Origin of the sequence: Hydrogenophaga pseudoflava (assembly GCF_031020795.1) — a bacterium.
GTDB classification, from domain to species: domain Bacteria; phylum Pseudomonadota; class Gammaproteobacteria; order Burkholderiales; family Burkholderiaceae_C; genus Hydrogenophaga; species Hydrogenophaga pseudoflava_A.
The window spans coordinates 293,659-305,710 of the sequence record NZ_JAVHJP010000003.1 but is presented as its reverse complement, the minus strand read 5'-3'; the positions used below and the strand labels follow the sequence as shown (position 1 = coordinate 305,710).

Genomic DNA, 12,052 nt, shown 5'->3' with positions numbered 1-12,052 from the left:
TCAGTCCTTGCCGGCATTGGCCGCCCGCCAGCGCCGCGCAATCTGCAGGCCCAGCCCGCCGCCGAGGCCGATCGCCACGATGGCGCCGATACTGCCGCCGCCGTAGCCATCCGCGAACAGGTCGAAGCCCAGCACCCGCGCGATCCAGAAGGCCGCGAGCGCACCACCGACGAAACCGACGGCGTCGGACAGACCTTCCTTGAGCAGGCGGGATGTGTCGCTCATGACGTTGACGGCTTCTTACTTGTTGTATTCGCCGCTGCAGTAGGGGTCGTACGGCTGGGAGCCATCGCTGCGCTTGGGTTTGTCGCAGCGCCCGCCACTTGCAGGGCTTGAGCAGGCCGAGACCAATGCCAAAAGCGCGGCGATGCAGGCAATTTTTTTCATCATGGGACTTGATCCTCCTTCACCGGTTCCTCTGGTTCATGAACACCAGCTTTTCGAACAGCGTCGTGTCCTGCTCGTTCTTGAGCAGGGCGCCCACCAGCGGCGGGATCGACACCTTGTTGTCTGCGCTCTGCAGCGCATCGAGCGGGATGTCCTCGGCCATCAGCAGCTTGAGCCAGTCCAGCAGTTCGCTGGTGCTGGGCTTCTTCTTCAGTCCGGGCAGGTTGCGCACGTCGTAGAAGGTCTTCATCGCTGCCGTCAGCAGCTCGTCCTTGAGCCTGGGGAAGTGCACATCCACGATCTTCTTCATCGTGTCGGCATCGGGGAACTTGATGTAGTGGAAGAAGCAGCGGCGCAGGAAGGCGTCGGGCAGTTCCTTCTCGTTGTTCGAGGTGATGAACACCAGGGGGCGGTGCTTGGCCTTGATGAGTTCGCGCGTCTCGTAGCAATAGAACTCCATGCGGTCGAGCTCGCGCAGCAGGTCGTTGGGGAACTCGATGTCGGCCTTGTCGATTTCATCGATCAGCAGGGCGACCGGCTGATCCGCGGTGAATGCCTGCCAGAGCACGCCCTGCACGATGTAGTTGCGGATGTCCTGCACGCGCTCGGCGCTGTCGGCGGTGTTGAGCTGGCTGTCTCGCAGGCGGTTCACCGCGTCGTATTCGTACAGGCCCTGCTGCGCCTTGGTGGTGCTCTTGATGTGCCACTGCAGCAGCGGCATGTCCAGCGCCTGTGCCACCTCCTCGGCCAGCATGGTCTTGCCGGTGCCCGGTTCACCCTTGACGAGCAGCGGGCGCTTGAGCGTGATGGCGGCGTTGACCGCCAGCATCAGGTCTTGCGTGGCGACGTAGTTTTCAGAGCCTTGGAACTTCATGGAGGAGCGGGGGAATGGGCGGTGGATGGGCCTGTGGGTCAGGGTTATCAATAAGCCGTTGTTGATGGTCGAGTCTATATAATCGTTGGTTGATTTTTATCAATCGTCCACTTCATTGTGCTTGCAAAATGATCCAACTGCTGCCTACGTTCGCCCGTACTGTTGTCGCCGCTGCGACCCTTCTTGCAGCGGTTTCGGCTGCCCAGGCGCAAGGCGTGACCGGTTCGGCCGAAGCCGGTCAGAAGAAGGCTGAAATGTGCATCGGTTGCCACGGCATCGCTGGCTACCAGAACAGCTTCCCCGAGATCCACAAGGTTCCCAAGATCTCGGGCCAGTCCGACAAGTACATCGTCTCCGCGCTGACCGCCTACAAGAAGGGCGACCGCAAGCATCCGTCCATGCGCGGCATCGCCGGTTCGTTGAGCGAGCAGGACATGGCCGATCTGGCCGCGTTCTACTCGGCCCAGGCCGGTGCGACCCCCGCCGACACCCCGAAGACCGCAAACACCGCGGCCGCCGCCCTCATCCAGAAGGGCGCTTGCGCCTCCTGCCACGGCGCCAACTTCGCCAAGCCCATCGATCCGAGCTATCCCAAGATCGCCGGCCAGCACGCGGACTACCTCTACGTCGCGCTCAAGTCCTACACGGTCGAAGGCAACAACGTGGTCGGCCGTTCCAACGGTGTGATGGCGGGCATCGCCAAGCAGTTCAAGCCCGCCGAGATGCGCGAAATCGCCAAGTACCTGGGTTCGCTGGACGGCGACCTGCAGACGGTGCCGCAGTCGCGCTTCCGCTGACCTCTGCCCGCCCATGAAAAGGCCGCTCCGTGAGCGGCTTTTTTTTCAGTCCTGGGTGGCGCGGCGCCGCACCTGGTCGATGTAGGCCTGCCCGTCGGGCGGGCGGCCCGAGCGCTGGCTTTCCCAGATCATGCGGCCCAGGCATTCCATGACCTCGTGGTGGGCGGCGTGCAGGTCGCCGCGGCGCGCGGTCAGCAACTCCACCGCCTGGCGGATGCCGGGGGGTTGGTCGATGCTGCACTGTTCGCTGATCGACAGGTGCATCGACAGGTGAAGGAAGGGGTTTTCCTGGCCGCCGTCGCCGGGCGTGCCCATCCGGTCCAGTGCGGCATCGACATCCGAAAGGGTGGGGTGGTACTCCGGGTGCTCGGCGATCCACTGGCCGGCCAGCATCTCGATGGCCTCCATGGCCTCGCCGGACTGTTGCTTGGTGTGCACGGCACAGAAGAAGCGCCGGACATCGGCTTGAGACGGACTGAACATGGATGCATTATCCTGCATGTTTTTCGAGGAGACACACCATGCCACAGGCATTCATCTGCGACGCCATCCGCACCCCTTTCGGCCGCTACGGCGGCGCACTTTCTTCGGTCCGCACCGACGACCTCGGCGCCGTTCCGCTGCGGGCCCTGATGGCACGCAATCCGAACGTCGACTGGGGAGCCGTCACCGACGTGCTCTACGGCTGCGCCAACCAGGCCGGCGAGGACAACCGCAACGTCGCCCGCATGAGCGGCCTGCTGGCCGGCCTGCCACTGGAGTTGCCGGGCGCCACCATCAACCGTCTGTGTGGCTCGGGCCTGGACGCGGTGGGGACGGCCGCTCGTGCCATCAAAGCCGGTGAAGCGGGCCTGATGATCGCCGGTGGCGTCGAGAGCATGAGCCGCGCCCCCTTTGTCATGCCCAAGGCCGAGAGCGCCTTCAGCCGCAGCAACGCCGTCTACGACACCACCATCGGCTGGCGCTTTGTCAACAAGCTGATGAAGGCCCAGTACGGCGTCGATTCGATGCCCGAAACGGCCGAGAACGTCGCGACCGATTTCAAGATTGAGCGCGACGCACAGGACCGTATGGCCCTGGCCAGCCAGATGAAGGCCGTGGCCGCGATCATGGCCGGCCACCTGGCGCGCGAGATCTGCGCCGTGAGCATCCCGCAGAAGAAAGGCGACCCGGTCGTCGTCGACACCGACGAGCACCCGCGCGAGACCAGCCTGGACGCGCTGGCCAAACTCAAGGGCGTGGTACGGCCCGATGGCACGGTGACGGCCGGTAACGCCAGTGGCGTGAACGACGGCGCTTGCGCCCTGCTGCTGGCCGATGAGGCCACGGCCGCGAAACAGGGCCTGACACCGAAGGCACGCATTGTGGGCATGGCCACCGCGGGCGTGGCGCCGCGCATCATGGGCATTGGCCCGGCGCCGGCCACGCAGAAGCTGCTGGCACAGACCGGACTCACGCTGGAGCAGATGGACGTGATCGAGCTCAACGAAGCCTTCGCCGCGCAGGGACTGGCCGTGCTGCGCATGCTGGGCCTGCAGGACACCGATGAGCGCGTCAACGCCTGGGGCGGCGCCATCGCGCTGGGCCACCCGCTGGGCGCCAGCGGAGCGCGCCTGGCCACCACGGCCGTCAACCGCCTGCACGCCACCGGCGGGCGCTACGCGCTGTGCACCATGTGCATCGGCGTGGGCCAGGGTATTGCGCTGATCCTTGAGCGCGTGTGAGCGCGCTGCCCCTGATCACCGACCCGTTTTTCTACGTGGTCTCGATTCCGGCGGTGCTGCTGCTGGGCGTAAGCAAGAGCGGATTTGGCGCGGGCTTTGGCTCGCTTGCGGTGCCGATGATGGCGCTGGCCGTGAGCGTGCCGCAAGCCGCGGCGATCCTGATGCCGGTGCTGCTGGTGATGGACCTGCTGGGCATGGCGGCCTTCCGCAAGGACGTGGACCGCGCCCTGCTGAAGTTCCTGCTGCCCTTTGGGCTGGCCGGCGTTGGGGTGGGCACCCTGATGTTTCGTGCGCTGGACGCCCGGGTGGTCGCGGGGGTGGTGGGACTGGTGACGCTGCTCTTCCTGGCGCAGCGCCTGCTGTTTCCCCCCCGCGCCGACAGCCCGCCGCCGCCGAAGTGGCTGGGGGCCGTCCTCACGGCCACTTCGGGTTTCACCAGCTTCATCGCCCACGCCGGTGGGCCGCCGATCAACGCCTACGTGATCCCGCTGAAGCTCCGGCCGGTGCTGTTCACCGGCACTATGGCCTTTTTCTTTTTCTTCATCAACCTATCCAAGTGGGTGCCCTACGCCTGGCTGGGCCTGCTGGACTGGCGCAACATGGCCACCTCGCTGGCACTGCTGCCATTCGCACCCATCGGTGTGTGGGTCGGTGTGCGCATCGCGCACCGCATCAACCAGGTGCTGTTCTACCGCATGGTCTATGCGGGCATGTTCCTCACCGCTCTCAAGCTGTTGTGGGATGCACGCCCGTTAACATAGCCGGCGTTCCATGCGCCCGAGGAGGTCCGTATGCCGGTGGTGGTGATCGCAAATCCGAAGGGAGGGGTGGGCAAATCCACCCTGTCGACCAATGTGGCCGGCTACCTGGCCAGCCGCGGCCACGCCGTGATGCTGGGCGATGCCGACCGCCAGCAGTCCTCGAAGCTCTGGCTGGGCCTGCGGCCCGCCGCCGCACGCCCGATTCTCAGCTGGGACGTCTCGGGCGACCACGTGGGCAAGCCGCCCAAGGGCACCACCCACGTGGTGCTGGACACGCCCGCCGGCCTGCACGGCGCGCTCGCCAAGGACGCGCTGCGGCACGCCGACAAGGTGCTGGTGCCGCTGCAGCCGAGCATCTTCGACATCTACGCCACGCGCGCGTTTCTCGACGAGCTGGCGCAGTCCAAGCATGCGGGCCATCTGCAGGTGGGTATCGTCGGCATGCGGGTCGATGCCCGCACGATTGCGGCCGACAAGCTGCACGAATTCGTCAACGGGCTGGGTCTGCCGGTGCTGGGCTACCTGCGCGACACACAGAACTACATCCATCTGGCCGCGCGCGGACTCACCCTGTTCGACGTGGCGCCCGGTCGGGTGGAGAAGGACCTGGAGCAGTGGCGCGACATCTGCGACTGGCTGGACCGTTGACCGTGACCGGCGCCGTGACTGTCGCGGTGCCGACAGCGCCCCGCGGGGTCCCGGCCCTAGAGTCGTCGTCCATGAGACGCTTTGACACCCTCGACGAACTCGCCGCCTGTGTGGGACAGGAAGTGGCCACCAGCGACTGGGTCACCGTGACCCAGGAGCAGGTCAACCGCTTCGCCGACGCGACCGGTGACCACCAGTGGATCCATGTGGATGTGGAGCGCGCCCGCGCGGGTCCCTTCGGTTCGCCGATTGCCCACGGCTTCCTGACCCTCTCGCTGCTGCCGGTGTTCTTTGATTCGGCGTTCGAGATCCGCCAGGGCGGCATGGGTGTCAACTACGGGCTTAACAAGGTGCGTTTCACCGCACCGGTGCCGGTGGGCAGCCGCCTGCGGGCGCGCATGACCCTGCAGTCGGCCACGCCGATCGAGGGCAACGGTTTGCAGATGGCGTGGTCGGTGGCCGTCGAGCGCGAGGGAGTCGAGAAGCCGGTGTGTGTGGCCGAGGCCCTGGTGCGGCGCTATCCCTGAGCTGTGATCAACGGATGCGCCCCAGCTGGCGCGCATCGACCCAGCCCTCGAACACCGCCAGCAGGGCATTGATGCGCTCGGCCGCCACCGTCTGGCTGGTGGCCTGGGAGATGAGCTGGTAGGCGTCGTTGCGCAGCAGCCAGAGGTCCTGCACGGTCTGGGTGTGCTCGATCTTGTGCCGCAGGCGGTGTACTGAAATGCCGTCGCAGTCCGCCACGGTCTGCAGCAGGGCGGAACGGATCACCTGGAGATCTTTCAGGCTCGGCACAGCCCTCGCGCCCTTTCCGGGAGCGGCCTTGCCTTTGAAGAGCCTGGTCAGCGTCGCTATCAAGAAAACCTCCGGATTGCCCGCAGGGACGGGGCGTCTTCAGAAGAAGCAAAAGGGGAACACGTCGCCCGGGGCGACGGGCGAAGAACTCCGCGTATTGTGGGCGACCCCAGCCCAAAAATGTGGGGGACTTCCCTCAGTGTGAAAGTGACATGCATCACGGTTTTGTCTCTCCGAAACCCTGTTGACGCCAGGCTTCGTAAACAAGTACCGCCACGGCGTTGGACAGGTTCAGGCTGCGCTGGCCTTCTCGCATTGGAAGACGCAACTGGCGTTCCGGAGCGAAATCCTCGCGCACGCTGGCGGAGAGACCTTCGGTCTCGCATCCGAAGACCAGCCAGTCTCCTGGCATGAAGCGCTGGGCATGGGCCTGCGCCTGCCCTCGGGTGGTGAGCGCGAACATGCGCTCACGGTCGGGCCGGGCGGTGTCGAGGAACTGTGTCCAGCCGGGGTGGCGCTGGACGCTGGCGTATTCGTGGTAATCGAGTCCGGCGCGACGCATCTGCTTGTCGTCCATCGAGAACCCCAGGGGCTCGATCAGGTGCAGACGGCATCCCGTGTTGGCACACAGGCGGATCACATTGCCGGTGTTGGGCGGGATCTGCGGTGTGACCAGAACGACGTGGAACATGAGGCGAGGCGCGGCATTCAACGCTGTGGCCGGTGGTCCGGCCTTGTCCTTTACCCCCTTGGTGGGCGCGATCATAAGCGCATATCGCGAGGTGTCAGGGCGGGGTCCTTCCGTCCTCTGCGCCCTGCGGAGTCCGTGCCAGGACCAGCGCCCGCACCTCGATCGCACCCGCCTGTACAAGCGCGCGCCCCGCATGGTGCAAGGTGGCGCCCGTGGTGCGCACGTCGTCGATCAGCACCACCCGCTTCCCGGCCAGGCCAGACGCATGGAGCGGATGGGCCACGAATGCGCCCTGCAGATTGCCCAAGCGCTGCGCGCGCGGCAGGTGATGCTGGTCCGGCGCGTCACGAAGGCGCACCAGGGCTTCTGCCATGGCCAGGAGGCCGGTTCGCCGGCCGATCACACGGCACAGCTCCCAAGCCTGGTTGTAGCCCCGTTGGGCCAGTCGCGCCGGGGTCACGGGCACCGGTACCAGCAACATGTCCGGTGCAAGGAAATCCTGCCGGGTGGCGCATTGCACCATGAGGTCTCCGAGCGGTGCGGCCCAGCCCGATTCCCCGCGAAACTTGAAGCGACCAATCAGTCCGTCCCAGGGAAAGCGGTAGTCCACGGCGGCCAGACAGCGCTGCACGGACGAGGGCTCGGTCGCGGTCAGGCATTCAGCGCACAAAGATGCACTTTCGGTCAGCAGTTGCGCGCAGCGCCCGCACCGTCCCAGTGACGGCGCATGGCGCAGACGGCACGCCGCACAGACCGGTTCCGCCGGCCAACTGCCGCAGACCTGGCAGATGGCGGGCGGCCCGGGCAGCCGGTCCAGCAAGGCGGTCAGAACTCCCATGCGGCCAATATACTGTCGCGCCCGCACCTACCAGGCTGCCCACCGACTCCCGTGACCACCTTGACCGAAGAAACACCCGTGCCCGGGCTCGACCCCGTCGCGGCGCGGCGCTGGCTCCTTCGTGAGCACGCGACCAGTCCCTGGCTGAACGAAGAGGTGGCGCGGCGCATGATGGACCGCCTGCAGTGGTTCAGGGAGCCTCCGGCCAGCTGGCTGCACTGGGAGCCCTTGGTGGGCGGGCTGGAGGCGCATCGCAGCCTGACTGAGCGATTGCCGCAGGCGCGCTGCCTGGTGTCCGCGGAAGACCCGCGCGTGCCGGGGCGCTTACAGGGCCGGGCGGGACGGTCCCTTCGCTCGCTGTTGGGGTGGGGGAGTTCCCGCGCACCCGCTGTCGCCGGTCCGGACGCACGAGTGTCGATGTTGTGGGCCAACATGGTTCTGCACCAGGAGTCCCGTCCCCAGTCCCTGTTGCGCCGCTGGCACGGGCACATCGACGTGGGCGGGTTTCTGATGTTCTCCTGCCTCGGCCCCGACAGCTTGGGCGAGCTGCGGGCGGTCTACCAAGAGCAGGGATGGCCGCCGCCGGCCCACAGCTTCACCGACATGCACGACTGGGGAGACATGCTGGTGCAGGCGGGGTTTGCAGAGCCCGTGATGGACATGGAGCGCATCGTGCTGACATACAGCAGCGCGGCTGCCATGCTCGACGAGTTGCGTGGCTTTGGGCGGAACCTGGCCGCGGTCCGTTTCCGCTCCCTGCGGGGGCGCGGCTGGCGCACGCGTCTCGAGTCGACGCTCGAGCGACACGGTCCGCGCGACGGGCAAGGGCGGCTGACTCTGGGGTTCGAGATCATCTACGGGCACGCGTTCAAGTCGGCGCCCCGTCCCAGGCAGGGAGAGAGCCAGTCGGTTTCGGTCGACGAGATGCGGGCCATGCTCAGAAACCGGCGCGCTTGACCGACCGGCGAAGGGCCGCAAGGATGCCGTGCAGCGGGCGGCGGGCGGTTTCTGGTCGCTACAATTGACATAAATCAAACTCTGCTCGCCGTTTTTTCGGCAGGCGTGATCCCTTGTCGGACGCTCCGGGCGGTTCCATGGGGGCCGGAGATGCAACATGTACCGCCTTGCAAGCGTGACCGCAGACGGGACCCACTGGGTGCTGCGGCGCAACTGCTCGGTCACGCCTCGCCAGCTGGGGGCGATGTACGGGTTGCTGAGCGTGCTGTCCCTGGTGGTGGCCGGGTTCTTCTGGACCCACGGTGCCTGGATGGTGTTGCCGTTCTCCGTGCTGGAGCTGGTGGCGGTGGGTGTGGCCTTTCTGGCCTATGCCCGCCATGCGACCGATGGCGAGCACATCTGCGTGAGCCGCGGCCGGCTGGTGGTGGAGCGGGAGGACGCCGGGCGCTTGCTGCGGGTCGAGTTCGCCGGCCATGCCGTCAGTGTGGACGCACCGTCTGGTCTCCAGTCGCTGGTGACGGTTCGGGGTGAAGGGCGTTCGGCGGAAGTCGGACGGTATGTGAGGGCCGAATTGCGGCCGGTGCTGGCCCAGGAAATCAGGCGGGCATTGAGAGAGTCTTGAAGCTGGTGTGGGTATTCCCTGAGAGGGCGTTCAGGGTGTTTTTGGTCTAATTGGATTGATATAAATCAATACTTATATTTGAGGCGTTCAACGTGAGTACGACAAGACAGATGGGTGATTTCCTGCGCCAGCGTTCCGGTGGCCTGCGTGCGACGACTTCTGCCTGGATTCTGGGCTCCTCGGTCTGGCTGGCCGAGGCCGCCCATGCGGTGAACGACCTGCCTGGTGGTCCGGCGGTCAACCAGCTCAACTTTGCCCCGCCCGCGACCAAGATCGCGGAAGAGCAGCACTGGCTGCACTGGTTCATGATGGTCATCTGCTCGGTCATCTTCGTGGTGGTGTTCGGGGTGATGTTCTATTCCATCCTCAAGCACCGCAAGTCGGTGGGGCACAAGGCGCAGGTGCTGCCCGAGCCGATCTGGGTTGAGCTGGGCTGGACCATCGTGCCGCTGCTGATCGTGATCGGCATGGCGCTGCCCGCCACCAAGGTGCTGGTGGCCCAGAAGGACACCACCAACAGCGACCTGACCATCAAGGTCACGGGCATGCAGTGGAAGTGGGGCTACGACTACATCAAGGGCGAAGGTGAGGGCATCGGCTTCCTGTCCACCCTGGATACCAGCCACCGCGAGATGTCCAACAGCGGCAAACCGTCTGCCACGGACGACTACCTCCTGAAGGTGGACAACCCGCTGGTGGTGCCCGTGGGCAAGAAGGTGCGCATCATCACCACGGCCAACGACGTGATCCACGCCTTCATGGTGCCGGCTTTCGGCATCAAGCAGGACGCCATCCCGGGCTTCGTGCGCGACACCTGGTTCCGCGCGGAGAAGACCGGCGACTTCTACGGACAGTGTGCCGAGCTGTGCGGCAAGGAACACGCCTACATGCCCATCCACGTCAAGGTGGTGACCGCCGAGGAGTACACGAAGTGGGTCGAGGGTGAGAAGAAGAAGATGGCCGCTGCCGCGGACGATCCGTCCAAGGTCTGGAACCTGGCCGATCTGGTCAAGCGTGGCGAGTCGGTCTACGCAGCCAACTGCGCGGCCTGCCACCAGGCCAATGGCAAGGGCGCAGGCCCGATCAAGCCGCTGGATGCCTCACCCATCGTGCTGGACGCCGACAAGTCCAAGCAGATCGCCGTCCTGCTCAACGGTGCCAACAACGGGGCCATGCCGGCCTGGAAACAGCTGTCCGACACCGAAATCGCGGCCGTGATCACCTACACCAAGAACAGCTGGTCCAACAAGACCGAACAGATCGTGCAGCCCGCCGACATCGTCGCGGCCCGCAAGTGACGCGGACCCAGAACAGATTCAAATTTCCAAGGACTAGAACATGAGTGCAGTACTGGATCCCCACGACGCTCACGCGCACGACCACGATCACCACGCACCCGCCGGCTGGCGCCGCTGGGTGTATGCGACCAATCACAAGGACATCGGTACGCTGTACCTGCTGTTCGCTTTCACCATGCTGATGGTGGGTGGCGTGCTGGCGCTGCTGATCCGAGCCGAGCTCTTCCAGCCGGGTCTGCAGCTGGTCAACCCCGAGCTGTTCAACCAGCTCACCACCATGCACGGCCTGATCATGGTGTTCGGCGCCATCATGCCGGCCTTCGTGGGCTTCGCGAACTGGATGATCCCGCTGCAGATCGGCGCATCCGACATGGCCTTCGCGCGCATGAACAACTTCAGCTTCTGGCTGATGATCCCCGCCGCCATCATGTTGGTCGCGTCCTTCTTCATGCCTGGCGGCGCTCCCGCGGCCGGCTGGACGCTGTACGCCCCGCTGACCCTGCAGATGGGCCCCTCGATGGACGCCGGCATCTTCGCGATGCACATCCTCGGCGCGTCTTCCATCATGGGCTCGATCAACATCATCGTCACCATCCTGAACATGCGCGCGCCCGGCATGACGCTGATGAAGATGCCGATGTTCTGCTGGACCTGGCTGATCACCGCCTACCTGCTGATCGCCGTGATGCCCGTGCTGGCCGGCGCGATCACCATGACGCTGACCGACCGCCACTTCGGCACCAGCTTCTTCAACCCCGCTGGCGGCGGTGACCCGGTGATGTATCAGCACATCTTCTGGTTCTTCGGCCACCCCGAGGTTTACATCATGATCCTCCCGGCCTTCGGCATCGTGAGCCAGGTCGTGCCCGCCTTCGCGCGCAAGAAGCTGTTCGGTTACGCCTCCATGGTGTACGCCACCGGCTCCATTGCCATCCTGTCCTTTGTCGTGTGGGCCCACCACATGTTCACCACCGGCATGCCGGTGACGGGCCAGCTGTTCTTCATGTACTCGACCATGCTGATCGCCGTGCCCACGGGCGTGAAGATCTTCAACTGGATCGCCACCATGTGGAAGGGCTCGATGACATTCGAAACTCCGATGATGTGGGCAGTCGGCTTCATCTTCGTGTTCACCATCGGTGGCTTCACCGGCCTGATCCTGTCGATGGCGCCGATTGACATCAACTTCCAGGACACCTACTACGTGGTGGCCCACTTCCATTACGTGCTGGTGGCCGGTTCGCTGTTCGCCATGTTCGCCGGCATCTACTACTGGCTGCCCAAGTGGACCGGTGTGATGTACAGCGAGACCCGTGGCAAGCTGCACTTCTGGTGGTCGATGATCTCATTCAACATCACCTTCTTCCCGATGCACTTCCTGGGGCTGGCCGGCATGCCCCGCCGCTATGCCGACTACCCGATGCAGTTCGCCGATTTCAACGCCGTTGCCTCTGTCGGTGCGTTTGCCTTCGGTCTGGCGCAGGTGTATTTCTTCCTCTTCGTGATTGTTCCCGCGATGCGCGGCATCGGCCCCAAGGCGGTGCAGAAGCCCTGGGACGGCGCCGAAGGTCTGGAATGGGAAGTGCCGTCGCCGGCGCCGTTCCACACCTTTGAAAACCCGCCCAAGCTGGACGCCTCCGCCACCAAGGTGATCGGCTGA

The 12,052-nt window shown here is 65.2% G+C and carries 16 protein-coding genes; 9 read left to right on the top strand and 7 right to left on the bottom strand.

The window, feature by feature from the left end; genetic code table 11:
- Genes RCO38_RS11080 through RCO38_RS11070 form a run of 3 tightly spaced genes read right to left on the bottom strand, consistent with a single transcriptional unit; the run spans window position 1 to window position 1,261 of the window.
- Window positions 1-225: a hypothetical protein gene (locus tag RCO38_RS11080; protein ID WP_308328369.1), complete on the bottom strand. Its 225-nt coding sequence runs from the start codon at window positions 223-225 to the stop codon at window positions 1-3.
- 15 nt (window positions 226-240) lie between these two features.
- Window positions 241-390 (bottom strand): hypothetical protein, encoded by a 150-nt coding sequence (locus RCO38_RS11075; protein ID WP_308328368.1) that lies wholly within the window; start codon window positions 388-390, stop codon window positions 241-243.
- A gap of 16 nt (window positions 391-406) precedes the next feature.
- On the bottom strand, window positions 407-1,261 hold the full coding sequence (locus RCO38_RS11070) for an AAA family ATPase (RefSeq protein ID WP_308328367.1): 855 nt from the start codon (window positions 1,259-1,261) through the stop codon (window positions 407-409).
- 128 nt (window positions 1,262-1,389) lie between these two features.
- Between RCO38_RS11070 and RCO38_RS11065 the strand changes: the two genes are divergently transcribed.
- Window positions 1,390-2,058: a c-type cytochrome gene (locus RCO38_RS11065; RefSeq protein WP_308328366.1), complete on the top strand. Its 669-nt coding sequence runs from the start codon at window positions 1,390-1,392 to the stop codon at window positions 2,056-2,058.
- Window positions 2,059-2,103: 45 nt separating this feature from the next.
- Here RCO38_RS11065 and RCO38_RS11060 read toward each other — a convergent pair whose 3' ends face one another.
- A complete protein-coding gene (locus RCO38_RS11060; protein ID WP_308328365.1) occupies window positions 2,104-2,541 on the bottom strand; it encodes a DUF1841 family protein in 438 nt (145 codons plus the stop codon).
- A gap of 38 nt (window positions 2,542-2,579) precedes the next feature.
- Between RCO38_RS11060 and pcaF the strand changes: the two genes are divergently transcribed.
- The 4 genes from pcaF to RCO38_RS11040 all read left to right on the top strand — a co-directional run bounded on the left by pcaF (window position 2,580) and on the right by RCO38_RS11040 (window position 5,718).
- Window positions 2,580-3,782 carry a 3-oxoadipyl-CoA thiolase gene (pcaF, locus tag RCO38_RS11055; protein ID WP_308328364.1) on the top strand — a complete coding sequence of 401 codons (1,203 nt, stop codon included), beginning with the start codon at window positions 2,580-2,582 and terminating at the stop codon, window positions 3,780-3,782.
- On the top strand, window positions 3,779-4,543 hold the full coding sequence (locus tag RCO38_RS11050) for a sulfite exporter TauE/SafE family protein (RefSeq protein ID WP_308328363.1): 765 nt from the start codon (window positions 3,779-3,781) through the stop codon (window positions 4,541-4,543). Before pcaF ends, RCO38_RS11050 begins: the two co-directional genes overlap by 4 nt.
- Before the next feature lie 30 nt (window positions 4,544-4,573).
- Window positions 4,574-5,191 (top strand): ParA family protein, encoded by a 618-nt coding sequence (locus tag RCO38_RS11045; RefSeq protein WP_308328362.1) that lies wholly within the window; start codon window positions 4,574-4,576, stop codon window positions 5,189-5,191.
- Between the two features lie 71 nt (window positions 5,192-5,262).
- Window positions 5,263-5,718, top strand: coding sequence for a MaoC family dehydratase (locus RCO38_RS11040; RefSeq protein ID WP_308328361.1), 456 nt, complete (start codon window positions 5,263-5,265; stop codon window positions 5,716-5,718).
- A 7-nt stretch (window positions 5,719-5,725) separates the two neighbouring features.
- Here RCO38_RS11040 and RCO38_RS11035 read toward each other — a convergent pair whose 3' ends face one another.
- The 3 genes from RCO38_RS11035 to RCO38_RS11025 form a co-directional block, all read right to left on the bottom strand.
- Window positions 5,726-5,962 (bottom strand): hypothetical protein, encoded by a 237-nt coding sequence (locus tag RCO38_RS11035; RefSeq protein WP_308328360.1) that lies wholly within the window; start codon window positions 5,960-5,962, stop codon window positions 5,726-5,728.
- Window positions 5,963-6,203: 241 nt separating this feature from the next.
- Window positions 6,204-6,677 (bottom strand): tRNA (uridine(34)/cytosine(34)/5-carboxymethylaminomethyluridine(34)-2'-O)-methyltransferase TrmL, encoded by a 474-nt coding sequence (gene trmL, locus RCO38_RS11030; RefSeq protein WP_308328817.1) that lies wholly within the window; start codon window positions 6,675-6,677, stop codon window positions 6,204-6,206.
- Between the two features lie 94 nt (window positions 6,678-6,771).
- A complete protein-coding gene (locus RCO38_RS11025; protein WP_308328359.1) occupies window positions 6,772-7,515 on the bottom strand; it encodes a ComF family protein in 744 nt (247 codons plus the stop codon).
- A 60-nt stretch (window positions 7,516-7,575) separates the two neighbouring features.
- Between RCO38_RS11025 and RCO38_RS11020 the strand changes: the two genes are divergently transcribed.
- The 4 genes from RCO38_RS11020 (at window position 7,576) to ctaD (ending at window position 12,052) form a co-directional block, all read left to right on the top strand.
- Window positions 7,576-8,472, top strand: a complete 897-nt coding sequence (locus tag RCO38_RS11020; RefSeq protein ID WP_308328816.1) for a biotin synthase — start codon at window positions 7,576-7,578, stop codon at window positions 8,470-8,472.
- Window positions 8,473-8,629: 157 nt separating this feature from the next.
- Window positions 8,630-9,094 carry a DUF2244 domain-containing protein gene (locus tag RCO38_RS11015; RefSeq protein ID WP_308328358.1) on the top strand — a complete coding sequence of 155 codons (465 nt, stop codon included), beginning with the start codon at window positions 8,630-8,632 and terminating at the stop codon, window positions 9,092-9,094.
- Between the two features lie 92 nt (window positions 9,095-9,186).
- Window positions 9,187-10,392 (top strand): cytochrome c oxidase subunit II, encoded by a 1,206-nt coding sequence (gene coxB, locus RCO38_RS11010; protein ID WP_374694536.1) that lies wholly within the window; start codon window positions 9,187-9,189, stop codon window positions 10,390-10,392.
- A gap of 40 nt (window positions 10,393-10,432) precedes the next feature.
- Complete coding sequence (ctaD, locus tag RCO38_RS11005; RefSeq protein WP_308328357.1) at window positions 10,433-12,052, top strand: cytochrome c oxidase subunit I; 1,620 nt, start codon at window positions 10,433-10,435, stop codon at window positions 12,050-12,052.

Bases quoted from the DNA above. Each gene is read 5' to 3' on its own strand.
- RCO38_RS11080 (WP_308328369.1), bottom strand. From the start codon at position 225: ATGAGCGACACATCCCGCCTGCTCAAGGAAGGTCTGTCCGACGCCGTC.
- RCO38_RS11075 (WP_308328368.1), bottom strand. From the start codon at position 390: ATGATGAAAAAAATTGCCTGCATCGCCGCGCTTTTGGCATTGGTCTCG.
- RCO38_RS11070 (WP_308328367.1), bottom strand. From the start codon at position 1,261: ATGAAGTTCCAAGGCTCTGAAAACTACGTCGCCACGCAAGACCTGATG.
- RCO38_RS11065 (WP_308328366.1), top strand. From the start codon at position 1,390: ATGATCCAACTGCTGCCTACGTTCGCCCGTACTGTTGTCGCCGCTGCG.
- RCO38_RS11060 (WP_308328365.1), bottom strand. From the start codon at position 2,541: ATGTTCAGTCCGTCTCAAGCCGATGTCCGGCGCTTCTTCTGTGCCGTG.
- pcaF (WP_308328364.1), top strand. From the start codon at position 2,580: ATGCCACAGGCATTCATCTGCGACGCCATCCGCACCCCTTTCGGCCGC.
- RCO38_RS11045 (WP_308328362.1), top strand. From the start codon at position 4,574: ATGCCGGTGGTGGTGATCGCAAATCCGAAGGGAGGGGTGGGCAAATCC.
- RCO38_RS11040 (WP_308328361.1), top strand. From the start codon at position 5,263: ATGAGACGCTTTGACACCCTCGACGAACTCGCCGCCTGTGTGGGACAG.
- trmL (WP_308328817.1), bottom strand. From the start codon at position 6,677: ATGTTCCACGTCGTTCTGGTCACACCGCAGATCCCGCCCAACACCGGC.
- RCO38_RS11025 (WP_308328359.1), bottom strand. From the start codon at position 7,515: ATGGGAGTTCTGACCGCCTTGCTGGACCGGCTGCCCGGGCCGCCCGCC.
- RCO38_RS11015 (WP_308328358.1), top strand. From the start codon at position 8,630: ATGTACCGCCTTGCAAGCGTGACCGCAGACGGGACCCACTGGGTGCTG.
- ctaD (WP_308328357.1), top strand. From the start codon at position 10,433: ATGAGTGCAGTACTGGATCCCCACGACGCTCACGCGCACGACCACGAT.